17 protein-coding genes are annotated in these 24,015 nt (G+C 63.6%); 12 read left to right on the top strand and 5 right to left on the bottom strand.

Features of this window, described 5'->3' with window-relative positions; all coding sequences use genetic code 11:
- The first annotated feature begins 146 nt into the window (after positions 1 to 146).
- The 4 genes from ACFSNN_RS35900 to ACFSNN_RS35885 all read left to right on the top strand — a co-directional run bounded on the left by ACFSNN_RS35900 (position 147) and on the right by ACFSNN_RS35885 (position 4,912).
- Positions 147 to 929 carry an ABC transporter substrate-binding protein gene (locus tag ACFSNN_RS35900; RefSeq protein ID WP_134463555.1) on the top strand — a complete coding sequence of 261 codons (783 nt, stop codon included), beginning with the start codon at positions 147 to 149 and terminating at the stop codon, positions 927 to 929.
- Between the two features lie 259 nt (positions 930 to 1,188).
- Positions 1,189 to 2,304 carry a succinylglutamate desuccinylase/aspartoacylase family protein gene (locus ACFSNN_RS35895; protein ID WP_134463553.1) on the top strand — a complete coding sequence of 372 codons (1,116 nt, stop codon included), beginning with the start codon at positions 1,189 to 1,191 and terminating at the stop codon, positions 2,302 to 2,304.
- A 417-nt stretch (positions 2,305 to 2,721) separates the two neighbouring features.
- Positions 2,722 to 3,876, top strand: a complete 1,155-nt coding sequence (locus ACFSNN_RS35890) for a porin (RefSeq protein ID WP_134463551.1) — start codon at positions 2,722 to 2,724, stop codon at positions 3,874 to 3,876.
- 220 nt (positions 3,877 to 4,096) lie between these two features.
- The gene (locus ACFSNN_RS35885; RefSeq protein ID WP_244322953.1) at positions 4,097 to 4,912 is read left to right on the top strand and encodes a class II aldolase/adducin family protein; all 816 of its coding nucleotides are present in this window, start codon (positions 4,097 to 4,099) and stop codon (positions 4,910 to 4,912) included.
- A gap of 127 nt (positions 4,913 to 5,039) precedes the next feature.
- Here the strand turns inward: ACFSNN_RS35885 and ACFSNN_RS35880 are convergent, their stop codons facing one another.
- Positions 5,040 to 5,612, bottom strand: coding sequence for an OsmC family protein (locus tag ACFSNN_RS35880; protein ID WP_134463549.1), 573 nt, complete (start codon positions 5,610 to 5,612; stop codon positions 5,040 to 5,042).
- A gap of 487 nt (positions 5,613 to 6,099) precedes the next feature.
- Here ACFSNN_RS35880 and ACFSNN_RS35875 point away from each other — a divergent pair, with 487 nt between their 5' ends.
- The 3 genes from ACFSNN_RS35875 (at position 6,100) to ACFSNN_RS35865 (ending at position 11,914) form a co-directional block, all read left to right on the top strand.
- Positions 6,100 to 7,623 carry an efflux transporter outer membrane subunit gene (locus ACFSNN_RS35875; RefSeq protein WP_377689691.1) on the top strand — a complete coding sequence of 508 codons (1,524 nt, stop codon included), beginning with the start codon at positions 6,100 to 6,102 and terminating at the stop codon, positions 7,621 to 7,623.
- A 73-nt stretch (positions 7,624 to 7,696) separates the two neighbouring features.
- The gene (locus tag ACFSNN_RS35870; protein ID WP_377689689.1) at positions 7,697 to 8,848 is read left to right on the top strand and encodes an efflux RND transporter periplasmic adaptor subunit; all 1,152 of its coding nucleotides are present in this window, start codon (positions 7,697 to 7,699) and stop codon (positions 8,846 to 8,848) included.
- 12 nt (positions 8,849 to 8,860) lie between these two features.
- Positions 8,861 to 11,914 (top strand): efflux RND transporter permease subunit, encoded by a 3,054-nt coding sequence (locus tag ACFSNN_RS35865; protein WP_134463547.1) that lies wholly within the window; start codon positions 8,861 to 8,863, stop codon positions 11,912 to 11,914.
- 31 nt (positions 11,915 to 11,945) lie between these two features.
- Here the strand turns inward: ACFSNN_RS35865 and ACFSNN_RS35860 are convergent, their stop codons facing one another.
- Positions 11,946 to 13,430, bottom strand: a complete 1,485-nt coding sequence (locus ACFSNN_RS35860; protein ID WP_134463545.1) for an alkaline phosphatase family protein — start codon at positions 13,428 to 13,430, stop codon at positions 11,946 to 11,948.
- Positions 13,431 to 13,703: 273 nt separating this feature from the next.
- Here ACFSNN_RS35860 and ACFSNN_RS35855 point away from each other — a divergent pair, with 273 nt between their 5' ends.
- The 4 genes from ACFSNN_RS35855 (at position 13,704) to ACFSNN_RS35840 (ending at position 17,158) form a co-directional block, all read left to right on the top strand.
- Positions 13,704 to 14,579, top strand: coding sequence for a glutamate/aspartate ABC transporter substrate-binding protein (locus tag ACFSNN_RS35855; RefSeq protein ID WP_134465588.1), 876 nt, complete (start codon positions 13,704 to 13,706; stop codon positions 14,577 to 14,579).
- 309 nt (positions 14,580 to 14,888) lie between these two features.
- On the top strand, positions 14,889 to 15,278 hold the full coding sequence (locus ACFSNN_RS35850) for a DUF6232 family protein (protein ID WP_134463543.1): 390 nt from the start codon (positions 14,889 to 14,891) through the stop codon (positions 15,276 to 15,278).
- 175 nt (positions 15,279 to 15,453) lie between these two features.
- The gene (locus ACFSNN_RS35845) at positions 15,454 to 15,813 is read left to right on the top strand and encodes a hypothetical protein (RefSeq protein ID WP_134463541.1); all 360 of its coding nucleotides are present in this window, start codon (positions 15,454 to 15,456) and stop codon (positions 15,811 to 15,813) included.
- Positions 15,814 to 16,066: 253 nt separating this feature from the next.
- The gene (locus tag ACFSNN_RS35840) at positions 16,067 to 17,158 is read left to right on the top strand and encodes a hypothetical protein (protein WP_134463539.1); all 1,092 of its coding nucleotides are present in this window, start codon (positions 16,067 to 16,069) and stop codon (positions 17,156 to 17,158) included.
- A 103-nt stretch (positions 17,159 to 17,261) separates the two neighbouring features.
- Here ACFSNN_RS35840 and ACFSNN_RS35835 read toward each other — a convergent pair whose 3' ends face one another.
- The gene (locus ACFSNN_RS35835) at positions 17,262 to 19,715 is read right to left on the bottom strand and encodes a glycogen/starch/alpha-glucan phosphorylase (RefSeq protein ID WP_134463537.1); all 2,454 of its coding nucleotides are present in this window, start codon (positions 19,713 to 19,715) and stop codon (positions 17,262 to 17,264) included.
- Positions 19,716 to 20,463: 748 nt separating this feature from the next.
- Here ACFSNN_RS35835 and ACFSNN_RS35830 point away from each other — a divergent pair.
- On the top strand, positions 20,464 to 21,831 hold the full coding sequence (locus ACFSNN_RS35830; RefSeq protein ID WP_134463535.1) for an MFS transporter: 1,368 nt from the start codon (positions 20,464 to 20,466) through the stop codon (positions 21,829 to 21,831).
- A gap of 133 nt (positions 21,832 to 21,964) precedes the next feature.
- Here ACFSNN_RS35830 and ltaE read toward each other — a convergent pair whose 3' ends face one another.
- Entirely contained in the window at positions 21,965 to 22,972 is a 1,008-nt protein-coding gene (gene ltaE / locus ACFSNN_RS35825; RefSeq protein ID WP_134463533.1) for a low-specificity L-threonine aldolase, read from the bottom strand.
- Between the two features lie 148 nt (positions 22,973 to 23,120).
- A complete protein-coding gene (locus ACFSNN_RS35820; protein ID WP_134463531.1) occupies positions 23,121 to 23,897 on the bottom strand; it encodes a peptidoglycan DD-metalloendopeptidase family protein in 777 nt (258 codons plus the stop codon).
- Positions 23,898 to 24,015: the final 118 nt, after the last annotated feature.

The following is a 24,015-nucleotide window of genomic DNA, read 5'->3' as shown; positions in this document are numbered from 1 at the left end:
ATCTTTTTGAACTGATAAGCTTGGCGCGCGCTGCTGGCCGCCCCGGCTGGCAGCTTCAACCCAAGCCCGGTCGTGAGTCGCGCCGGGTGACCCGCAGCGGCACAATCGCATGCGGGCGAATTTGAACTACACCGAGGAGTTAAACAGTGAAAAAACTGCTAGCGGCTTTGACGGTTGCTCTGCTTGCTACCGTCTCGATTGGCGCACACGCTAAAGATTGGTCGACCGTCCGTTTCGGCGTTGACGCCAGCTATCCCCCGTTTGAGTCGAAGGGCTCGGACGGCAAGCTCGTTGGCTTCGACATCGACCTCGGCAATGAAATCTGCGCGCGCATGAAGGCCAAGTGCGTGTGGGTGGAAAACGACTTCGACGGCATGATCCCGGCCCTGAAGGCGAAGAAGTTCGACGGCGTGCTGTCGTCGATGTCCATGACGCCGCAACGCGCCGAGCAGATCGCCTTCTCGAACAAGCTGTTCAACACGCCGACGCGCCTCGTGGCGAAGAAGGGTTCGGGCATTCTGCCGACGGCCGACTCGCTCAAGGGCAAGTCGGTTGGCGTGGAACAAGGCACGATCCAGGAAACCTACGCGAAGACCTACTGGGAACCGAAGGGCACGAAGGTCGTGCCGTATCAGAACCAGGATCAGGTCTATGCCGACTTGCTGTCGGGCCGTCTGGACGCAGCGCTGCAAGACGCGGTGCAAGCTGAAATCGGCTTCCTGAAGACGCCGCGCGGCGCCGGCTTCGACTTCGTCGGCAAGAACCTCGACGATCCGAAGATCCTCGGCAACGGCGCAGGCATCGGCATGCGCAAGGAAGACACGGATCTGAAGGCGAAGGTCGACAAGGCAATCGCCGAGATCATCAAGGACGGCACGTACAAGAAGCTCGAGAAGAAGTACTTCGACTTCGACGTGTACGGCGGCTAATTGGCAACTCAGCCAGCCAGGCGCGTCTGACGGCGCGCCCTGCCGGTTTGTACAAACGGGCTCCGCCACAGGCGGAGCCCGTTTCATTTGCAGCGCCGCATAAAACCACACACTGCGTCATATCGGCTAAGATCGTGCGATCGAGGCGTTCACGAGGCGCCGCCCAACGGCCCGCGAGTGACCGGCCGTCGAGCAAGTTTCCCCACTGTTATCAACGAGATAGCGCGGCGCGCCCCACCCGGCCGCGGATTTGAAAACCATGCAAACCCAAACCCATCCGCTGATTGCCCCGACGCTCGGCACCGCCCGCAACCTCACGAGTTTCCACTACGGTCCTGGCGGCGGGCAGAAGATCTATATCCAGTCGTCGCTGCATGCCGACGAGTTGCCCGGCATGCTGGTGTCATGGGCGCTGCGCCGCAAATTGGCCGCGCTGGAAGCGGCCGGCAAGATTCGCGGCGAAGTCGTGATCGTGCCGGTAGCCAATCCGATCGGCCTGAATCAGCACTTTCTCGGCCATCTGACTGGACGCTTCGAAACCAACACGGCGCAGAACTTCAACCGCAATTTCCATGATCTGTCGGCGCTGGTGCAGCCGGTGATCGAGTCGCGCCTGAGCGACGATCTCGACGCCAACCGCACCGCCATCCGCACCGCCATGCGCGAGGCGCTCGATGCGCAGCAGCCGGCAACCGAGCTCGAATCGCAGCGCCTCGCACTGCAAAAACTCTCGTACGACGCCGACGTCGTGCTCGACCTGCACTGCGACTGGGAAGCCGCGATGCACCTCTATACGAACCCCGATCTGTGGCCGGAAGTCGAGCCGCTCGCCTGCTATCTGGACGCCAAGGCGTCGCTGCTCGCGCTCAATTCGGTGGGCAACCCGTTCGACGAAATCCACAGCTTCTGCTGGTCGGATCTGCGTGGCCGCTACGGCGACCGTTTTCCGATTCCGAACGGCTCGATCTCGGTCACGATCGAATTGCGCGGCCAGCGCGAGGTGTCGTACGAGTACGCGGAGCACGATGCCCAGGCGATCATCGAATATCTGACCTCGCGTGGCGTGATCGACGGCACGGCCGCGCCGCTGCCGCCGCTCGAATTCGCCGCCACGCCGCTCGCGGGCGCCGAGCCGATCGTCGCGCCGATGAGCGGCGTGCTGGTGTATCGCTGCGAAGTGGGCACCTGGGTCGATGTCGGTCATGAGATCGCCGATATCGTCGACCCGTTGACGGAGCAGGTCGTCACGCTGAAAAGCAGCGTGGCCGGCGTGCTGTACGCACGGCATCTGACGCGCTTCGCGACGGCCGGGCTAGAGTTCGCGCGCATCGCCGGCGCGAAGGCGTTCCGCAGCGGGTCGCTGTTGAGCAACTAAAGGCAACCGAGGCCAATCACAGCCGTTTGCGCGGTGCGCCCGTAAAGGCTTGAACCGAAACACAAATCGCCCGCTATCGCAGCGGGCGATTTGCTTTTATGCGCCGCTATCCGCCTCTTCACCCAAGGCGGAATCCCTGCACGCGCCCCGGGATTCGCATCACGCTCCGCCCGCGGCGCCCGACAAACCCCCGTTATCCATCCACTCATATCCACGCTACGGAAAAAGCTTATACGCGCGTGCCCTGCGCGATTTGCACCGGCAGCGCTATGTGAGTGTCGCGCAGCCGCGACAGATTTCAAAAATAACCGATGCTGTCACATACCTTACTCTGCGTTCCCTTAAATTGCGGGCCATCGCACGACCTTGCCGAAGAGTTCGGCGTGGCGATCGCTTAATTTTTAATCGGAGAAAGTCTTGAACAAGAAAGTATTTGCCGCCGCTACTCTCGCCGTCTTCGCCACCGCCGCCCACGCGCAAAGCAGCGTCACGCTGTACGGTGTGATCGATGCCGGTATCAGCTACGTGAACAACTCGAAGACCGCAACGGGTCACGACAACCTCTTCAAGTACGACGACGGCGTGGCCCAAGGCAGCCGTTGGGGCCTGCGCGGCACGGAAGATCTGGGTGGCGGCCTGAAGGCGCTGTTCGTGCTGGAAAGCGGCTTTAACAGCGGCAACGGCACGCTCGGCCAGGGCGGCGCACTGTTCGGCCGTCAGGCTTATGTCGGTCTGTCGAAGGACGGCATCGGCTCGCTGACGTTCGGTCGCCAGTACTCGTTTTCGACGGACTACCTGGGCGGCAACTACTCGACCGGCGGCCAGACCGTCGCGGGTAACTACGCTTACCACATCAACGACGTCGACCAGTTGACGTCGAGCCGTATCAACAACGCAGTCAAGTTCAGCAGCGCGAATTTCGCGGGCCTGACCTTCGGCGCGATGTACGGCTTCTCGAACCAGGCTGGCGCATTTGCCGGCTCGCCGACGGTCGGCACGACCGCGGGTTCGTCGCGCGCTTATAGCTTCGGCGTGAACTACGCAAACGGCCCGTTCGGCGTCGGCGCGGCTTACACGGACATCCGCTTCCCGGCACAATCGACCCCGGTGTTCTCGACGGCGATGGCCAACGTGACGACGGGCACCGTGCGCGATCTGCGCACGTTCGGTGTCGGCGGCCGTTACACGATCGCTGCGGCCACGCTGTGGGCGTTGTACACGAACACGCGCTTCGAGCCGATCACGGGCGGCACGACGACGTTCGCCGCCTATGAAGCGGGCGCGAAGTACGCGTTCACGCCGGCGCTGACGGCAGGCGCGGGCTACACGTACATGCACCTGAGCAACGCGAATCGCGGTCACTGGAACCAGGCGGACCTGAGCGTCGATTACGCGCTGAGCAAGCGCACGGACGTGTATGCACTGGGTATCTACCAGATCGCTTCGGGCCACAATGCGGCAACGGGCGACGTGCAAGCGCAGATCGGTTCGAGCACGAGCTACTTCAGCACGTCGGGCACGGGTTCGGACAACCAGCTGGCGTTCCGCGTCGGTATCCGTCACAAGTTCTAAAGCGAGACTCGCACAGCGGGGAATGCGAGTTCCCTGCTGGATCGAGGTTCTGGAAAAGCGCCCTGCGGGGCGTTTTTTCTTTTTGGGCGAGTGCTTTTACATCCCGGGATCATTCGCGCGACGATAACGGCGTATTGTTTACCGAGCCGCGACGCTTGCCAGCCTCGCCGCCCGCGAACACCACGCACACAACAGCGTGCGAACCCCGGAGCCTTTCCAAATGCAAACGACGCAAATATCCGACTCTGCGCTGGAAGCGCGTGCCGCACGCAGCGCACGGTCCACTAGCGAGCAGCACGTGCGCGAAGAGCTGGCCGCGCTTTACCGGCTCGCCGCGCATTTCCGCATGACGGACATGATCGACACGCACATCACCGCGCGTTTGCCGAGCGCATCGGGTGAGCCGGCCGCGTTCCTGATCAATCGCTATGGCGTCCTGTTCCACGAGATGCGCGCTTCGGATCTGGTGAAGATCGATCACCAGGGCAAGGTCGTCGACGAGCGCGCGCGCACCGAGCCCGCATTGTTTCGCGTGAACGCCGCGGGATTCACGATCCACTCGGCCATTCATGCCGCGCGGGACGATCTGCATTTCGTGATTCACACGCACACGGCAGCCGGAACCGCTGTATCCGCGCAGGAACAAGGCCTGCTGCCGATCAGTCAGCATGCGTTGAAGTTCTACGGCAAGCTCGGCTATCACGATTACGAGGGCATCGCGCTGGAACTCGGCGAGCGCGAACGCCTCGTTCGCGATCTCGGCACCTGCAAGGCGATGATCCTGCGCAATCATGGCTTGCTCGCGGCGGGCGCCACGGCCGCCGAAGCATTCGATGAGATCTACTTCCTCGAACGTGCGTGCCAGGCGCAGATTCAGGCGCTGGCGGGCGGCAGTGCGTTGCGTATCCCGCCGCGCGAAGTCTGCGAATTGACCGCGAGTCAGTTCGATCGCGAGGATTCGGCGGAAATCTCGGAGCTGGCGTGGCAAGCCGCGCTCCGTTTGATCGACGACCCGAAATCCGATTACCGCGACTAGCCTGATTTTTCCTTGTCGTAGCCTTGCGCTCAACGCGCATGGAGACGACACGGCTCGAATTAAGTTCGCATGACTGATCTATCAACCGATATCGTCGTAAATTTCGCGCCGCCCTGCATCGCCCAGCTCACCCGACCAGAAGAGTCGATTTCAAAGGAACGGCTTTCGCCAGATTGTAGAAATTGGGAGAAGTGGCCATCACAGCGCTGTGGATCTCAGCGAACTGCTCCCTGGTGCCGCTACCCTTGATACGAACGGTGTAACGCAGGCTTTCGTAGCCGTTGGCCACATTCGGATCGAGTCCAAGAAATCCTCTCAGGTCGATGTCGCCTTCCGTTTCGATCTCGAGAGACTCGAGCGTGATCCCGCGCACAGCGCACTGCGCCACGTAGCCCACCGTCATGCAGGCGTTCAGCGCCGCGATCAGATGCTCCTGAGGATTGGCGAACTGGTTTGAGCCGCCGAGTTCGCGAGGCTCGTCGATATCGATCGTGAATCTGCGCGACACGTCCTGCCCTCCAATCGCGAATCCCTCGATCTCAGAGTGGCTATGGGCCTGGCCTTGCCAGGTCGTCGCCACGCGCCAACTGGTGGTCGCTTTCGATGCATCGCCCTTGACGCCCTCGATCAGGGAGAACAGATCGTCGACATTGAGGCCGTTGACGATATGGGATTCTTTGGTCTGTGCATTGGCATTCATGTTCCAGCTCCTCGACAAAACGTGGATTGTTCAGCTTCGGAAAATCTCATTGCAGAGTGGCGAGCGCGGTCTGGATGCGCATGCCCTGGTCTGCGTGATGTCACGTTGCTACCGGCCCAGAACCAGGCGGCTGACCTGGCATTCCGGTGGCTCAAATGTACGATCGGCAGACGCTGCGTTCTATGATCAGGTCGCCGTAAGATATGACCGAAACGCCTGATCAGGTTCGACGCGTATGAATGAACGTTGCGCGCGGCAAGGCACCGGGCACGCTGACGCGTGCCCGTTTGAAAGATCGTCGAGCGCACTGCCTACGTGATCTCGTGTGCGAGCGCAGCAATCGACCATGCTAGGCTACGCGTAGCGATCGTCCCAGATGGTCAATTCCGGCGTCAGGCAGGAAAGGAAACACCGAAAGTTCACGTTGCCCGAATATCCGCGTCCGCTCGCTCGTTTAGTCAAAACGCGGGCGATATAAGGTGGATCGATGATCGACGTCAATCAGCGTATTGTCCGGCAGCTGCGCCTGTGCGTCGTGCTATGCGGCTGCGCCGCAGTGGCCGGCTGCATGGTTGGTCCTGACTACCGCTCTCCCCCCGCGCCGGCTACCGACACCTACACCGCCTCGCCTTTGCCCCAGCAAACGGCCTCTTCGCCAGGGGCGGCCGGCTTGCCGCAGCGCTTCGTGCCGGGACAGGACATTCCCGCCGCCTGGTGGGCGCTCTTTCATTGCGAACCGCTCGATACGCTGATCCGTCAGGCGCTAGTCAACAGTCCGAACATTGCCGCCGCGCAAGCGGCATTGCGGCAGGCGCGCGAAAACTTCTCGGCGCAAGCCGGCGGCACCCTTCTGCCCAGCGTCGATGCGCAACTCGGCGCCACGCGCCAGAAACTGAACGGCATCGCGTTCGGCGAGCCCGGACTCGTCGAGGAATTCAATCTCTACAACGCATCGGTGAACGTGTCGTACAAACTCGACGTGTTCGGCGGCACGCGGCGCGAACTCGAAGCGTTGCACGCACAAGTCGATTACCAGCGCTTCCAGTTGCAGGCCGCCTATCTCGCGATGTCGGCGAACATCGTGACCGCAGCCGTTAAGGAAGCGTCGTTGCGCGCGCAGATCGAGGCGACCGAACAGATCGCCGCACAAGAAGACGAGCAATTCACCGTGCTTGGCAAGCAGTTCGAACTGGGCGGCGTGGGCCGCACGGCGGTGCTCGCGCAGCAGACCCTGTTGGCGCAGACGCGCGCGACGCTGCCGCCACTGCAACAGCAACTCGACCAGGTGCGCCACCAGCTCGCCGTGCTGGCCGGCAAGCTGCCCAGCGACACCGCCTTGCCCGAATTCAGGCTCGAGATGTTTTCGTTACCCGAAACGCTGCCTGTCAGCCTGCCATCCGCGCTGGTGCAACAGCGGCCCGACATTCTCGCCGCCGATGCCGTGCTGCATCAGGCCAGCGCGCAAATCGGCGTGGCCACCGCCGCGATGTATCCGCAGATTACGCTGTCGGCCAGCTACGGCGCCGAAGCGCTCACGCCGGCACAGGTGTTCAAGGCGGGCAGCACGATCTGGAGCCTCGGCGCGGGCCTGCTGCAACCGGTCTTCCACGGCGGGCAACTGAGCGCGCAGAAGCGCGCGGCGGAGGCGGCGTACGAGCAGGCCGACGCGCAATACCGCGAAACGGTGCTGCTGGCGTTCCAGAACGTCGCGGATTCGCTGCGCGCGCTCGATCACGATGCGACCGGCCTGCAAGCGCAGACCCAGGCGTGGCGCGCCGCGAACGACTCGCTCGAACTGACGCGTGGGCAATATCGCGTCGGCGGAGTGAGCTACCTGTCGCTTCTCGATGCGCAACGCCAGTACCAGCAAACGGTAGTGAGCCTCGCGCAGGCGCAGGCCGCCCGCTACGCCGACACGGCGGCGCTCTTCCAGGCGCTCGGCGGCGGCTGGTGGAACGCCGCCGTGCCGGCCGCCGCCGCAGCAGCATCCGCATCTGCAGCCGCGCATTGACATAGCCCGGCAAGACGCTCGCCGCACCGCTCGTTGCAACACGCTTCGCCCAATGCCGTGCAAGGACATCACGATGACCGAACGAAAACCGATGACAAAACGGATGGTGATCATGCTGATCTGCGTGGGCCTGCTGCTGGCCGCGCTCGTCGGCTTCAACGTGTTCCGCGCGCACATGATCGCGAAATTCATGTCGGGCAACGCGGCGCCGCCCGCCACGGTCTCGGCGGTCGTCGCCCGCTATCAGCAGTGGCAACCGCAGCTCGCGGCGGTCGGCAGCCTGCGCGCCGTGCGCGGCGTGGACGTCACCAGCGAGGTCGCGGGCCTCGTGCGTGAAGTCGCCTTCAGCTCGGGACAGGAGGCGAAAGCCGGCCAGATTCTGATCCGACTCAACGCCGACAGCGACGTGGCGCTGCTGCGGTCGCTAGAGGCATCCGCCGAACTCGCGCAGACGGTCTACACGCGCGACAAGGCGCAGTACGACATCAAGGCGATCGCCAAGGCGCAGCTTGACGCCGACGCCGCCGACCTGAAGGTCAAGAAGGCGCAAGTCGCGCAACAGGCCGCGCTCGTCGACAAGAAGACGATTCGCGCGCCGTTTGCCGGGCGCCTCGGCATCACCACGATCAATCCGGGGCAATACATCAATCCGGGCGACGCGATCGTCACGCTGCAGGCGATCGATCCGATCTACGCCGATTTCTATCTGCCGCAGCAGCAACTCGGCCAGCTAGCGATCGGCCAGACCATCGTGGTCGATACCAACGCGTACAGCGGCCGAACGTTCGTGGGCAAGATCCAGTCGGTCAGCCCGAAGGTCGACAGCACCACGCGCAACGTGCAGATCGAAGCCAGCGTGGACAACCGGGAGCGCAAGCTGCTGCCGGGCATGTACGCGAACGTGAAGATCGACGCGGGCGCGGGCCAGCGCTATCTGACGCTGCCGCAAACCGCCATCACGTACAACCCCTATGGCGCGACCGTATTCATCGTCAAGCCGGGCACGCAACCCAACGCGCAGGGCAAGGCGCTGCCCGTCGCGCAGCAGGTGTTCGTCACGCCCGGCCCGACGCGCGGCGATCAGGTCGCGATCCTCAAAGGGGTCGACGACGGCGCGCAGGTCGTGACGAGCGGGCAGCTCAAGCTGAAAAACGGCACGCCGCTCGTCATCAATAACAGCGTGCAGCCGACGGACAATCCGAACCCGACGCCTCAGGAACAATAGAGAGACCGCGCGATGACCTTCACCGATCTCTTTATCCGGCGGCCCGTGCTGGCCTCGGTGGTCAGCCTGCTGATCCTCGTGCTCGGATTGCGCTCGCTGGCCGCCCTGAAAGTCAGCCAGTATCCGCAGACCGAAAACGCCGTCGTGACGATCACCACGGCCTATTACGGCGCGAACGCCGACACCATTGCGGGCTTCATCACGCAGCCGCTCGAGGCGGCGATTGCCCAGGCGCAAGGCATCGACTACATGTCGTCGACGAGCAGCACCGGCGTATCGACGATTATCGCCACGCTGCGCTTGAACTACGATGCGAACCGCGCGCTCACCGAGATCAATACGCAGATCGGCTCGGTGCGCAACCAGTTGCCGCCGCAAGCGCAGCAGCCGGTGCTGACGGTACAGACCGGGCAGACCACCGACGCGATGTACATGGGCTTTTACAGCGACGTGCTGCCGAGCAACAACGTCACGGATTACCTGTTGCGTGTGGTCAAGCCCAAGCTCGATTCGATCGAAGGCGTGCAGACCGCCGAAATTCTCGGCGGGCGGCAGTTCGCGCTGCGCGCGTGGCTCGATGCGACACGGCTCGCCGCGCACGGCGTGACGGCGGCCGACGTCTTCACGGCGCTCGGCAACAACAACTATCTCGCGACGCTCGGCACGACCAAAGGGCAAATGGTCAGCGTCGACCTGAACGCGGGCACGGACCTCCATACCGTCGACGACTTCAAGCAACTCGTCATCAAGCAGAAGAACGGCGCGATCGTGCGCCTCGAAGACGTCGCCAATGTCGTGCTCGGCGCCGACAGCTACGACTTCAACGTCGCGTTCAGCGGCAAGCGTTCGGTGTTCATCGGCATCAAGGTCGCGCCGGACGCCAATATTCTCGATGTCGCCAAGCGTGTGAAGGCCATCTTTCCCGGCCTGCAGAAGCAGTTTCCGACCGGCATGACGGGCGAGATCGTGTACGACGCAACCGATTTCGTCAACACGGCGATCGTCGAAGTCATCAAGACGCTGGTGGAAGCGCTGCTGATCGTCACCGCGGTGATTTTCCTGTTCCTCGGCAGCTTCCGCGCGGTCGTCGTGCCGCTGATCGCGATGCCGCTGTCGCTGATCGGCACGTTCTTCGTCATGCAATTGCTCGGCTATTCGATCAATCTGCTGACGCTGCTCGCGCTCGTGCTTGCAATCGGACTCGTGGTGGACGACGCGATCATCGTCGTGGAGAACGTGGATCGACACATGAAGGAGGAAGGCAAGGCGCCCCTCGATGCCGCGCTGATCGCCGCGCGCGAGCTCGGCGGGCCGATCCTCGCGATGACCGTCGTGCTGATCGCCGTGTATGCGCCAATCGGCTTTCAGGGCGGCCTGACGGGCGCGCTCTTCACCGAGTTCGCCTTCTCGCTGGCCGGCGCGGTGACGGTGTCCGGCGTGATCGCGCTCACGCTGTCGCCGATGATGTGCTCGCGCTTTTTCCGCGCGGAGCAGGAGTCGGGGCGCTTCGCGCGCTTCGTCGACCGCCAGTTCGATCGCGTTCATCGCGGCTATGGCCGTCTGCTGCACGCCACGCTCGACACCTGGCCCGTGTTCATCGTGATGGGCGCGCTGCTGCTCGCCGGCACGATCTATCTGTTCATGACGTCGAAATCGGAACTCGCGCCGCAGGAGGATCAGGGCATCGTGCTGTCGCAAATCCAGGGGCCGCCGAACGCGACCATCCAGCAGATGCAAACGTACGCGGACCAGGTCTTCAATATCTCCAAAGCGCTGCCCGAATACTCGCAGATGTTCCAGCTCACCGGCGCGCCGACACTCAACCAGGGGATCGGCGGCGTGTTGTTCAAGACATGGGATCAGCGCAGCAAGGGCGCGACCGCGCTGCAGCAGGAATTGCAGCAGAAATGGAATCAGATTGCCGGCGCGCGCGTCGCGGCGTTCCAGTTTCCGCCGCTGCCGGGCTCGCAGGGCTTGCCGGTGCAGTTCGTGATCAGCACGACCGAACCGTTCGAGAACCTCAACGAGGTCTCGCAGGCAGTTCTGCAACAAGCGCGAGCGAGCGGGATGTTTTTCTTCGTCGACAGCGATCTCAAGCTCGACAAGCCGGAAGCCACGCTGGTTGTCGACCGCGACAAGGTCGCTTCGCTCGGGCTCTCGCAGAGCGACGTCGGGCAGGCGCTCGGGTCGGCGCTCGGCGGCGGCTATGTCAACTACTTCTCGATCGCGGGGCGCTCTTACAAGGTGATTCCGCAGGTGTTGCAGACCGACCGCCTGAATCCTTCGCAGGTGCTCGATTATTATCTGCGCACGCCGGACGGCAGCGTCATTCCGGCATCGACGATCGCGCATCTCGAACACAAGGTCGTGCCGGAATCGATCAACCATTTCCAGCAACTCAACTCGGCGACGATCTCCGGCGTGATCGTGCCTGGCGTGTCACAGGGCGAGGTGCTCGATTTTCTGCGCAAGGCGACCGCACAGGCCGCGCCCGCGGGTTACTCGGCGGATTATTCGGGGCAATCGCGGCAGTTCGTGCAGGAGTCCGGCGGTTTCGTCATCACACTGCTGTTCGCGACGATCATCGTGTTCCTTGCGCTTGCGGCCCAATTCGAAAGTTTCCGCGACCCGATCGTGATTCTGGTTTCGGTACCCATGGCGCTGTTCGGCGCGCTGATCTTCATCAACATCGGTTTGACGACGCTGAACATCTACACGCAGGTCGGGCTCGTCACGCTGATGGGGCTCGTCAGCAAGCACGGCATCCTGATCGTCCAGTTCGCCAACGAACTGCAACACGCCGGCCGGTCGAAGCGCGAAGCGCTGGAAGAAGCGGCGGGCGTGCGGCTGCGCCCGATTCTGATGACGACGGCGGCGATGGTGCTCGGCGTTCTGCCGCTCGTGGTTGCCTCGGGCGCGGGCGCCGCGGGCCGCAATGCGATGGGCCTCGTGATCTTCACGGGGCTGTCGATCGGCACGCTCTTTACGTTGTTCGTGGTGCCCGCCATGTATATGTTTCTCGCCGCCGACCATCATCGGGACGCCGGCGTGCCGAAGGCGGGTTAAGACAACGCGGCGCCTCGCCTTCGACGCCTGCTTACTGCGGACGCGGGAAGCCGAGAGCGTCGGCCTGCGTTCTCAGCTCCGCAAAGCGGCCGCCCACCGCGCTGACCGCCGTATTGGGAACGGCGCTTTGCGCTGTGACCTGACTCTTGTCGAGCTGTCCGATGCCGGTCGCGCCCGAAGCGCCAGTAGCCGCCGACGTCGAGCACGCCGCGCCGAAGACACCCTGTGTGACGGCGATGGCCGGCGCATCGGTGCGTGGCGCGTCCGCCAGATCCAACGCATACGCGAGGTTGACCGTTGCCGGGTCGCTGCCCCGCGCGCCGAGCGGATCGAGCCCGAAGCGCCAGGCAAGCAACTGGTGGATCGAACTGGGATCGAATGGATAGCGCGACACATTGTTCGCACGCACCCGTGGTCCGAGCAGCACGCACGGTACGCGAAACCCGAGCCGCCCGTCGTTGCCCAACGCGCTTTCAGCAGCCGACACGGTCCTCACCGGCGGCGCGACATGTTCCATGAAGCCGCCCCACTCGTCGTAGACAATGATCACGAGCGTCTTGCTCCAGTTCGGGCTCGTGCGCAGCGCGTCGTAGATCTGTCCCAACAGCACCTGGCCGTTGCGCACGTCCGCGTGCGGATGGTCGTCGTTCGAGGTTCCCTGCGATTCGCCGCCGAAACTCGGATCGACCATGCAGAACGACGGGAGCGTGCCCGCGGCGGCATCGGTGAGAAAATCGGCAAACAGTTTGGAACGCCCGACATAGCGGGTTCCGTAGAGCGCCGTGAACGGCACGTCGTGGAAGTAGTACGTCGACGAGATGTTCTTTGCATCCAGCCGGTCCCAGATGGTCGGCAACGACGATATGTCGAGCGTGTCGCTGAGACGGTCCGTCTCACCGCTATGCAGGTAGACCCGGTTCGGGTAGGTGTCGGCAAGAATGCCGCTCATGTAGTAGTCGCACACGGTGTACTGCGCGACCGCCCCCTGGTAGAACTGCAGATCCGCGGCCTGGAAATAGCCGATCGGCAGCAAGTCGCCGGGCGTGAGACTGGTGCCCGGCGTGAGCAGAAAGCCGTTCATCGCGCCGTTTGCCAGGTGGACGCGCCCGGCCTCGTACGCGTGATTCGGGTCAGCATAGGCGCAGCCCTGGAAGCCGTAGGCCGCATTGGCGGTGAGCGCGAACGATCCGCGCGCCGCGCCGAACGCATCGGTGAACGTGCGCCCTGCCTGTGCGCTTTCGGCGTTCGGCACCCACCCCAGCAAATGGTCGAAGGACCGGTTTTCCATCGTGACGAGCACGATATGGTCGATGCCGGAAGTCGACGGGTCCGGCAATGGGGGACGCGGAAGGTTTGCGCGATCAGGCGGGATCGCACCGATCACAGGATTCGTCGAACCGCCTGACCCGCCACCGCCTCCACCACCACCACATGCCGACAATGCGATGGAACTTGCCAGCGCGGCGAGAATTTTCCGGCGTGCAAAGTCCGGCGGATTGGTGGGCCGAGTGGTCATTGTGCTGTCTCCTTGGTTCGATGTGCAGGTCGTGCGGCTGTATCAATGCCGCCATGCGACTCTGTCCGGTGGGGTAGCATTTAACGTTCCCCCCGTCGATGCCCGTACCGGCGGCTTGCGCCACAACAAGCCGCTGAACGTTTTACACATCGGTGGTTAACATATGTTGCATTTAATATTTTTCTGGCAACATATGTATCAGGCCAGCCGCGCAGGTGCGCAGAGACTGGTTCTCACCACGATGGGGTAATTGCTATGAAACACACGCTGCTGATGGCCCTCGCGACTTTTGCCGTTGTTTCGACCAGCGCTTCGGCCGAGGAGCCACAGTCGACCCTGGCAAAAATCCGCAGCGGCGATTCGATTTCGATCGGTCACCGCGAGACGTCGGTGCCGTTTTCGTACGTTGATACGAACAACCAGGTGATCGGATTTTCTCAGGACATTTGCAACAGGATCATCGATGCGGTGAAGGCCAAAACCGGTCACCCCGATCTGCACGTCCGCTTCATACCAGTTACTTCGCAGAACCGCATCCCACTGGTTCAGAACGGCACGGTCGACCTCGAATGCGGGGTGACGACGAATCTGACCTCCCGGCAAAATCAGGTCGCGTTTTCCGACACGTTTTTCGTTGCCACGACGCGTCTTCTGACGCGCAAGGACTCAGGCATCAAGGATTTCGCGGACCTGGCCGGCAAGACCGTCGTGACCAATCAGGGCACCACGTCGGAGCGTCTCCTCAGGAAAATGAACGAGGAGAAAAAGATGAACATGCAGATCATCAGCGCGAAGGATTACGGCGAAGGCCGCGTCACGCTCGAAACCGGCCGTGCGGTGGCGTACATGATGGACGACGTGCTGCTCGCGGGCGCGCGCTCGCTGACGGCCAGGCCCGCCGACTGGGTCATTGTGGGAGCGCCTCAGTCGTCGGAAGCGTATGGCTTCATGCTCCGCAAGGACGATCCGGAGTTCAAGAAACTGGTTGACGACGTCATGGTTCGGGTCATGAAAGGCAGTGAGATCAAAACCCTGTACGACAAGTGGTTCATGAAGCCGGTGCCGCCCAAAGGCATCAACTTCGATTTTCCGATGAGCGAGGCGCTGGAGAAGTTGTACGCAGCGCCGAACGACAAGGCGTTTGATTGAGACCGGCGGCGCAGTCGCTGTGCCGGCGCCGGGCCGATCCCGCCGGCGATATGCCGGCTGACAGTGGCGAGGGCTCGCGCATCGTGGCTCAGGCCGAACATCTGGCAGGTCCAGGTGCTTGGCGACCTCGTGTTCATCGGGCGCTTTTTTAGACAGGGCGGTGAATTCTCGAGCAAGCTCCGCGCGCTGTTCGTCCGCACGGCATAGATGGTGATCGCGCGCAGCCTGTCAGACGGGGAAAGGTCCCGTAACTTCAGGCATTCGAAGTCTGGTACGCTGCGCCCTTTGCCACCGCTTGCATTCGACTCGATGGAAACACCCTTCAATGATCGCGGCGTGTCGGTCACGCGCAACGCACTCTCGTCCGCCGGCCAGGTCTTTCCGCTGCGCGAGATCGTGGACGTGCGTGTCGTCACCGTGCCGAAAAACAAGGTCTTGCCGGTCACGCTTTCCCTGCTCGGCATCGCCGGCGTTATTGTCGGCGCGATATTACGCTCGCCGGTGGGCATCGTGTGCGGCACGATGCTGGCCGTGGTCGGTTGGCTCACCTGGCTGACCCAGGACATCACGCATCGTCTGATGGTGCAGACGGCGAACGGCGATCGCGAAGCGCTGATGAGCGTCGATCGCGAGTTCGTCGAACGCGTTGCCGTCGCCGTGAATGAGGCGAAGGCCACAGCCGCGGCGCCGAAGGTTTGACAACGCGGTTCGCAGCTTTCAGGTGCTAGTTGCCGCGATAGCACGCCACACGCAACTCGCGCGTTAACACGATTTTGATTCGCCGCGCGGCAGCTTTTGCGCGTCCTTGAGACGCGCGTCGCTAGAGTGGACGGGTGTCAACAACGCGCGCCGCCCACCGGGTCGGCGCAACCCTATGCACACGTCCGCCGCTACGCCCGATCTTCCCATTACTCGCACCTCGCGCACCTCGCGCACGCCACACGCGCCGCGGCTGCCGCGCCGCACGCATATCGTCGTGCCGCTCGTCATTATCGAGGTCACCGTGCCCGGCACGTCGTCGGCCAACGGGCGGCGCGCGCTGCACGCCGCGCTCGGCGACGACCTGCGTCTGTATGTCGTCACCATCGATCGGCAACGCGAGCGCGTGACGTTCCGCGTCGAAGTCACGTCGCGCACGCTCGACGACGTGATCGGCCTGCTGACCGTCAAACTCGATCGCGCCACGCTCGGCCGCGCGCAATCTACTGTGATCCGCCGTCCGCGCGACTATTAATGTAGATCGACACTTGCACGGGCCGGTTGCCGGCCGCGCCCGTGTCTTTACACATCTTTGCAGATGCACTCGAGCGGCCATGTAGAGTCGCCGCTCCTGTTATCGCGTGTCCCCTCCCGCAGGTTTCGCAAGCGACCCGGTTTTTCGATCACGCCGCGGCCAATCCAGCGCGATTGCCGCTCGCGTTGTCCTCCTCGCCGCTTGCAATGCCTCGCCTTCGCCAGGGACCCGCTCTTTGCAAAGCGTGTGATCTATGTTCCTGTCGTCCCTCGATGCCGCGCGCCGGCATTTGCGCCTCAGCCGGCGTCGTTTCAGCGCGGCCACGCTTGTCGTGACCGGTGCGCTCGCCGCGCTCAGCGGCTGCGCCGTGACCTTTCCCACGCCCACGCCGCCCGCGCCGGCTGCCTCACTGATCAACGGCGGCCAGGACGGCCTGCTGATTCCGCTGCAAGTGGAGCGCGTCGACGCGGGCCACGCTCGCCTCGGCCTGCCGATCCAACTCGACGGCAAGGCGGTGTATGTCGCACTGGACACGGGCACGCAGGGCGTGCGCGTGCTGAAGTCGGTGCTGCCGGCCACGAATTATCCGAACGCCGGTCCGGTGAGTTCGCTGCCGTTGGCAAATGGCGCACAAGTCGCCGGCGCGGCCGTAAAACTGCCGATGAGTCTCGCGGGCACGAAGCCGGCGCAAGTCGACGCGCAAGCCGTCGAATTGGTGAACTGCCAACCCAACGCCCGGCGCTGCGTGGGCATGGACGGCTACACCGGCGAATTCGGGTGGGCATTCTCGGGTCTGCTCGGCATCGGCGCGGCGCAACCGGACGACACCTGCTGCACGCAACCGCTGCGCGCGTTGCCCGGCAATATCGGCCAGCGCTATCTGGTGCACGCGAATTTTGCAAAGCCTTACTTCGTGCTGAGTCCGTCGAGCGCGCTCATGAAGGACTACACGATGGCGCCGATGACCGTCTTGCAAGACGGCACGGCGCAATGGCCGAGAGGTTGCGTCAACGTCGGCGACAAGATGACCTTTTGCGCGCCGCTGGTGTTTGCCACGGCCAGCACCGACATGATTCGCATTGAAATGGACAAGGCACCGAACTGGACCGGTGACGACGAAGTCGGCAAGGTGCTCAATCAAGGCAACTACAACGCGGCGCTCGGCACAGGTAAATGGGTGCATCGCTATGAAGGCGCGCAAGTGACGATCGTCAAGGCGAAACCGGGCGCCGACCGCATCGTGATCGGCCTGATGGGCATGCAGAATATCGACGTGCTGTTCGACTTTCCGCACAGCCAGCTTGGCCTGCGCGCCGCGAACGAGGTCGAGAAGTTCGCGCAATAACCGCTGCGGCATCAGTCAATGAAAAGGCCGTGCGATTCACCAGCCATCGCACGGCCTTTCCACGTCCATGTCCACGTGGCGCTGAAACGAAGCAACCGTTCCGCTATTCGATATTCAGCGGATTCACATGCCAGATGTTGCGTGCATATTCGCCGATCGTGCGATCCGACGAAAACTGCCCCATGCCCGCCACATTCTCGATCGCGCTTTCCGTCCATGCACGTTTGTCGACGAAGCGTGCGTCCACTTCGTCCTGCGCCTTGGCGAACGCGGCGAAATCGGCGAGCACCATGTAGTGATCGCCCCAATCGACCAGCGTGTGGAAAATATCCGAGAAGCGCAGCGGATCGTCCGGCGAAAAGAAGCCCGTGCGAATCTGGTCGAGCGCCGTGCGCAGTTCCGCGTTCTCTTCGTAGATTTGCCGCGGCCGGTAACCGGTGGCGCGCAGGTTGTCTACTTCGTCCGCGGTATGGCCGAAGATGAAGATGTTCTCGCGGCCCACTGCGTCGCAGATTTCGATGTTCGCGCCGTCCATCGTGCCGATCGTCAGCGCGCCGTTGAGCGCGAGTTTCATGTTGCCGGTGCCCGATGCTTCCGTGCCGGCCATCGAAATCTGCTCCGACAGATCCGCGGCCGGAATGATCAGCTCCGCCACGCTCACGCCGTAGTTCGGCACGAACACCACTTTCAGACGGTCGCCGACCAGCGGATCGTGATTGACCTTCTCGCTCACGTCGCCGATAAGCTTGATGATGGTCTTCGCCATGCGATACGCGGACGCGGCCTTGCCGGCGAACATCACCACGCGCGGCACCCAGTCGCGCTCGGGATTCGCGCGAATCTGGTTGTAGCGCACGATCACATGCAGCACGTTGAGGAGTTGCCGCTTGTATTCGTGAATGCGCTTGACCTGCAGATCGAACAGCGCGTCCGGATCGAAATGCAGTTTGGTGTGATGCGCGAGACGTTGCACGAGCCGCAGTTTGTTCTGCCGCTTCGCTTCACGGAAGGCCTCGATAAACCCGCTGTCCGTGCGCAGGTTGCGCAGCTGTTCCAGTTCGAACAGATTGCTGCGCCAGTGTTTGCCAATCTGCTGATCGATCAGCGAGGACAGCGACGGGCTCGCCTGCGCGAGCCAGCGGCGCGGCGTAATGCCGTTGGTGACATTGGTGAAGCGGTCCGGAAAGACGCGCGCGAAGTCCGCAAAGATATCGCGCGTCATCAACTGCGAGTGCAGCTTCGACACGCCGTTTACCTTGTGGCTCGCAACGATCGCCAGATACGCCATCCGCACGCGCCGCTGCCCGTATTCGTCGACGAGCGAAATGCGGCGGATCATCTCGGCGTCATGACCCGATTGCTCGCTGACGTGCTTGAGAAACTGCGCGTTGATCTCGAAGATGATCTCGAGATGGCGCGGCAGCAGCCGCGCGAGCAACTCGACGTCCCATGTTTCGAGCGCCTCGGGCATCAGCGTGTGGTTCGTGTACGAGAAGATCTGCGTGACATGCTTCCACGCCTTGTCCCACTGCAGATGGTGGACGTCCACGAGCAGACGCATCAGCTCGGGAATCGCCAGCACGGGGTGCGTATCGTTCAGATGCACCGCCACTTTTTCGGAGAAGCGCCCGAACGTGCTGTGCGTGCGCTGATAGCGGCGAATCAGATCCTGCATGGTCGCCGAAACGAAAAAGTATTCCTGGCGCAAACGCAGTTCGCGGCCGGCCGGCGTCGAGTCGTCCGGATACAGCAGACGTGAGACGTTCTCAGACATGTTCTTGGTGTCGACCGCGTTGCGATAGTCGCCACGATTGAACGCGCCGAGGTCGAGCTCCTCGGCGGCGCGCGCCGACCATAGGCGCAGCGTGTTGGTCGCGTCGGTCGCGTAACCCGGAATGACGGTGTCGTACGCGGTGGCGTTCACGTGCTGGGTGTCGATCCATTCCACGTGTTCGCCGCGCTGCACCGTGCGGCCGCCGAAGTGAACCATGTAGGTGACTTCGGGCCGCGGAAACTCCCACGGATTGCCTGCGCGCAGCCAGTAGTCCGGCGCTTCGACCTGCTCGCCATTGACGATCTGCTGACGGAACATGCCGTATTCATAGCGAATGCCGTAACCGAAACCCGGAATGCCGAGCGTCGCCATCGAATCGAGAAAGCACGCCGCGAGCCGGCCGAGGCCGCCGTTGCCGAGCGCGGCGTCCGGCTCGATATCGGTCAGCGCATCCATGTCCACGCCGAGACTCGCCAGCGCTTCCTTCATCTGATCGTGGATGCCGAGCGCGAGCAAGGCGTTCGTAAAGGTCCGGCCGATCAGGAACTCCATCGACAGGTAGTAGACGCGTTTCACGTCCTGTTCGTATTGCAGGCGCGTGGTTTTCATCCAGCGCGCGACCAGCCGGTCGCGCACGGCGAGCGCCGCGGCGTGCAGCCAGTCATGCGGATGCGCGGTGACGGCGTCCTTACCGACGCCGTACATCATGCGATTGGAAATTGAGCGCCGTAGCGCGTCGACGGTACTGTTGAGCTGGTCGAATTCCAGATCGACGGCTGTCATCGAAGCCTCCGGGAAAAAAGACGCGACATACGCGGACCGCACAGATGACGGGCGGGAGGCGCGAGCCGGTCAGGCGGGTTAAGAAACAGAGTAGGACATTTTAAGGCCACCGGACACCGGGGGGCGCGAACGCCTGGTTACGCACATGCCATGCCCGCCGACATCAGCCAAGGCGGCGTTTTTTCGCACGCTTTCGCACGCGCGAGGTGCAAGCCATGTGTGCGCGGCACTGCGCGCGTGCATCGGTTGCGCAAAACAGGCAAACGATTGCGAAACGCCCAATGCGCGCTGGATGGAAGGCAACGCCATTATTTTTTCGCCGCGTGACGCGTGGATGAATGAGCGGGTGGCTCGGTGCGTGGTCAAATCGGAGCGCCTCGTCTGCTAAGTGGTTGTGCCGGAGTGGCGTGTGACAACACGAGCGCGGATCAGTTCGCGAAGCGCGCGCGGACTTGACCGTTAGTTGCATTGTAGGCAGCGTGATCGGCGCCCTTTCCCGCCCGGGTCCCAGCACGTTTTCGGCGTCTCTGTAACAATCGCTACATTCGCCGCGCGGCCGCCTGAAATGCTTCGAACGCTGGATTCAGGCCACGCGCGTCTCACGTCCCGCAACTTCTGCCACTCGCGCGCCGCGCGCCTCGACTCGGCCGGCTGCGCGCGGGCATGCTCAACCCGACGAGCCACCGCCTTGTCCGACAAACCCAGCGCCGCCCACCCCGCCGCCCACCCTTTTCCCGCGGACGTCCCGATGTCCGCCGCCAACCGCCGCGCGATGGCCGCGATCATGCTCGCCGTCGCGCTCGCCACGCTCGACACCGCCATCGCCAACACCGCGCTGCCCGCCATCGCCGCCGACCTGCATGCGGCGCCGGCGGCATCGGTGTGGATCATCAATGCGTATCAGCTCGCGATGGTCGCGACGCTACTGCCGCTCGCTGCGCTCGGCGATATCGTCGGGCATCGGCGGATCTATATCGGCGGGATTGCGCTCTTCACGCTGGCGTCGCTGGCGTGCTCGCTGGCCTCGACGCTGCCGCTGCTGGCCGCCGCGCGCGTGCTGCAAGGCCTCGGCGCGAGCGCGATCATGAGCGTGAATACCGCGCTGATCCGCTATCTGTATCCGCCTCACCGGCTCGGACGCGGCCTCGGCACCAACGCGCTGATCGTCGGCGTGTCGTTTGCGGTCGGGCCGACGGTGGCCTCGCTGATTCTGTCGGTGGCCGCGTGGCCGTGGCTGTTCGCGGTCAACGTTCCGCTCGGCCTGCTGGCCCTGGGCTTCGCCTGGCCGGCGCTGCCGCACACCGAGCGCGGCAAGCACCACTTCGATCCGGTCGCGGCGCTGCTGAACGTCATCACCTTCGCCGCGTTGATCTTCGCGCTCGGCGAGGCGGCCCAGCGCGCGTCGACACAACTGGTGCTGAGCGCGGCGGCGATTGCGCTGGTGTTCGGCTTCCTGTTGATTCGCCGCGAAGCGGGCCATCCCGCGCCAATGCTGCCCGTCGATCTGTTCAAGCGGCCGGTGTTCGCGTTGTCGGCGGTGACGGCCGTGTGCTCGTTCGCCGCGCAAGGGCTGGCGTTTGTCTCGCTGCCGTTCTACTTCGAGGACGTGCTGCATCGCAGCCAGGTCGAGACCGGCTTTCTGATGACGCCGTGGCCCGTGGTGGTCGCGCTGGCCGCGCCGCTGGCCGGCAGCTTGTCCGACCGCTATCCGCCCGGACTGCTCGGCGCGATCGGTCTCGCGGTGATGTCGGCGGGGATGGCTTCGCTGGCGCTTCTGCCGGTGCATCCGCACGTGCTCGACATCGGCATTCGCATGGCGGTTTGCGGCGCGGGCTTCGGGTTCTTCCAGTCGCCGAATCTGAAGGCGTTGATGGCGAGCGCGCCGCCGGAGCGTAGCGGCGGCGCGAGCGGCATCGTCGCGACTGCGCGGCTGCTTGGGCAAACCACCGGCGCGGCGCTGGTCGCACTGAGTTTCGGGATTGCGGGCCGGCATGGGCCGACGCTGGCGCTGAGCACCGGCGCTTTCTTTGCAGGCGCGGCGAGCCTCGCGAGCGGGCTCAGGTTGCTGGCGCCGTCGCATCGATCAGGCGTGCATGCGAAGGCGTCGATGAAATAAAAAGGCGGGCGCGCTGAGGTGACAGGGCGTCCGCTTTGGTTTGCTGCTGGATCACGGATTTTTGCTGCTGCGTTGCTTTGCGGTGTTGGCCGCAGCCGCTTGGCGTTTGGCATTCGGCGTTCGCCGTTCCGCTTTACCGCGCCGCGAAATACCCCTTCACCGCGGCGATAAACGTATCGATATCCCCACGCGACACGTCCTTATGCGTCACGAATCGCGACGCGTACAGCATCTGCGTGAGAATGCCGCGCTCCTTGAGCCAAGCTTCGAGCGGCGCGCAATGCTGCTGCGGAAACTGCGCGAACACCATGTTAGTGGCGACCGACTGCACTTTGACCTGATCGATTGCTTCCAGACCCGCCGCCAGATGCGCGGCGTGCGCGTGGTCGTCGGCGAGGCGCTCGACGTTGTGATCCAGCGCGTACAGACAAGCCGCCGCCAGCACGCCGGCCTGACGCATGCCGCCGCCCAGCACCTTGCGCCAGCGGTGCGCCACGTCGATGAGCGCCCGGCTGCCGACCAGCACTGAACCGACCGGCGCGCCCAGTCCCTTCGAAAAACAGACCGAAACCGAATCGAACGGCTCGCACAATGCCGCGACCGGCTTGTCCGACGCCACTGCCGCGTTATAAACACGCGCGCCGTCGAGGTGAGCCGACAGGCCCTGCTGACGCGCAAGCTGCACCGCCTCGGCGACATACCCCGCCGGCAGCACCTTGCCGCCGATGGTATTTTCCAGCGCCAGCAGCCGCGTGCGCGCGAAATGGTTGTCAATGGGCTTGATCGCCGCGGCGATCTTCTCCAGCGGGATCGAGCCGTCCGCGGCATTTTCGAGCGGCTGCGGCTGGATGCTGCCGAGCACCGCCGCACCGCCGCCTTCATATTTATAGGTGTGCGCCAACTGGCCGACGATGTATTCGTCGCCGCGCGCGCAATGCGCCATCAACGCCGCCAGATTGCTTTGCGTGCCGCTCGGGAAGAACAGGCCTGCTTCCTTGCCGGTGCGTTCGGCCAAGGTGGCCTGCAAACGCAACACGGTGGGGTCGTCGCCCCAGACGTCGTCGCCGACTTCGGCGGCCGACATGGCCGCGAGCATCGCCGGAGTCGGACGGGTTACGGTATCGCTGCGCAAATCGATCATTGTGTGTCCCTGTGCGTCTGTGAATGACAGCCTATGCCAGCCGGTCGACGCGCCGCACCGTCGGCATCGACGGGCGGCAACGGCGCCGGCAGTTCAGCCACACAGTATATTCAATTAACGAGGCGCTGAAATCGCGGCGGCAAGAAGCTCATCCGCCCGACTTGGGCAGCCACGCGAGCGGATCGACCGGCTGGCCGTTCTGGCGGACCTCGAACTGGATCGACGCCACCCCGCGGCTGTCCACTCCGACTTCGCCGATGGTTTGCCCCTGCGCGACCGCGTCGCCTTCCTTGACGAGCAGCGTGCTGTTCTGCCCGTAAGCGGTGATCAGCGAGTCGTCGTGCTTGATGATGATGAGCGGGCCGTACGCCTCGATACCCGTGCCGGCGTACACCACACGGCCGGTAGCGGCCGCCTTGACCGGATCGCCCGCCCGGCCGCCGATCACGATGCCGTTCGATCTACCCGGCGCGAAGGCTCTCAGCACTGGTCCACGCAGCGGCCATTGCAACACGCCCTGCTGCGGTCCGGCGGCTGCCGCGGGCGCGCCGGGCACGCCGGGCGTGGTGGAACCGTTCGGCCCGACGGCGACCGGCGGCGTCACGACGCTGCCCGAGGCCATCGGCGGCGAGACCCGCAGCACTTGTCCCGGCGTGACGGCGGCGTTGGCCGCGAGGCCGTTCCACGCCGCGATCTCCTGCGGCTTGCGGCCATATGCCGATGCAATTGCGCCGATCGTGTCGCCCGGATTGACCCGGTAGAAACCGGCGGGAACCGGCACCGTGCTGAGCGTGGTCGGACGGGAAGGTGTGCTGCTGTAAAACGGCGTGCTCTCCCACGGCATGCTCGTACAGCCGCCGAATATCATGCTGAGCGCGGCCGCTGCCAGCAACCGGGTCCCCGTCAATTGCCATGGTCTGGTCATTTGATTTTCCTCGACACTTTGTTCGGTCAATCGGATTCAATCGATGCGGTAGCATTTGCCGTGCCGCTCGTCTTGAGGGCGTGGCAGCGGTTATCCATTATGCCGTCGTGCGGGGTGG

It is taken from the genome of Paraburkholderia dipogonis (genome assembly GCF_042680985.1).
Lineage (GTDB): Bacteria > Pseudomonadota > Gammaproteobacteria > Burkholderiales > Burkholderiaceae > Paraburkholderia > Paraburkholderia phytofirmans.
This window is presented reverse-complemented; position numbering and strand designations above follow the sequence as displayed.

Bases quoted from the DNA above. Each gene is read 5' to 3' on its own strand.
- ACFSNN_RS35895 (WP_134463553.1), top strand. From the start codon at position 1,189: ATGCAAACCCAAACCCATCCGCTGATTGCCCCGACGCTCGGCACCGCC.
- ACFSNN_RS35885 (WP_244322953.1), top strand. From the start codon at position 4,097: ATGCAAACGACGCAAATATCCGACTCTGCGCTGGAAGCGCGTGCCGCA.
- ACFSNN_RS35880 (WP_134463549.1), bottom strand. From the start codon at position 5,612: ATGAATGCCAATGCACAGACCAAAGAATCCCATATCGTCAACGGCCTC.
- ACFSNN_RS35875 (WP_377689691.1), top strand. From the start codon at position 6,100: ATGATCGACGTCAATCAGCGTATTGTCCGGCAGCTGCGCCTGTGCGTC.
- ACFSNN_RS35870 (WP_377689689.1), top strand. From the start codon at position 7,697: ATGACCGAACGAAAACCGATGACAAAACGGATGGTGATCATGCTGATC.
- ACFSNN_RS35865 (WP_134463547.1), top strand. From the start codon at position 8,861: ATGACCTTCACCGATCTCTTTATCCGGCGGCCCGTGCTGGCCTCGGTG.
- ACFSNN_RS35860 (WP_134463545.1), bottom strand. From the start codon at position 13,430: ATGACCACTCGGCCCACCAATCCGCCGGACTTTGCACGCCGGAAAATT.
- ACFSNN_RS35855 (WP_134465588.1), top strand. From the start codon at position 13,704: ATGGCCCTCGCGACTTTTGCCGTTGTTTCGACCAGCGCTTCGGCCGAG.
- ACFSNN_RS35850 (WP_134463543.1), top strand. From the start codon at position 14,889: ATGGAAACACCCTTCAATGATCGCGGCGTGTCGGTCACGCGCAACGCA.
- ACFSNN_RS35845 (WP_134463541.1), top strand. From the start codon at position 15,454: ATGCACACGTCCGCCGCTACGCCCGATCTTCCCATTACTCGCACCTCG.
- ACFSNN_RS35840 (WP_134463539.1), top strand. From the start codon at position 16,067: ATGTTCCTGTCGTCCCTCGATGCCGCGCGCCGGCATTTGCGCCTCAGC.
- ACFSNN_RS35835 (WP_134463537.1), bottom strand. From the start codon at position 19,715: ATGACAGCCGTCGATCTGGAATTCGACCAGCTCAACAGTACCGTCGAC.
- ACFSNN_RS35830 (WP_134463535.1), top strand. From the start codon at position 20,464: ATGTCCGCCGCCAACCGCCGCGCGATGGCCGCGATCATGCTCGCCGTC.
- ltaE (WP_134463533.1), bottom strand. From the start codon at position 22,972: ATGATCGATTTGCGCAGCGATACCGTAACCCGTCCGACTCCGGCGATG.
- ACFSNN_RS35820 (WP_134463531.1), bottom strand. From the start codon at position 23,897: ATGACCAGACCATGGCAATTGACGGGGACCCGGTTGCTGGCAGCGGCC.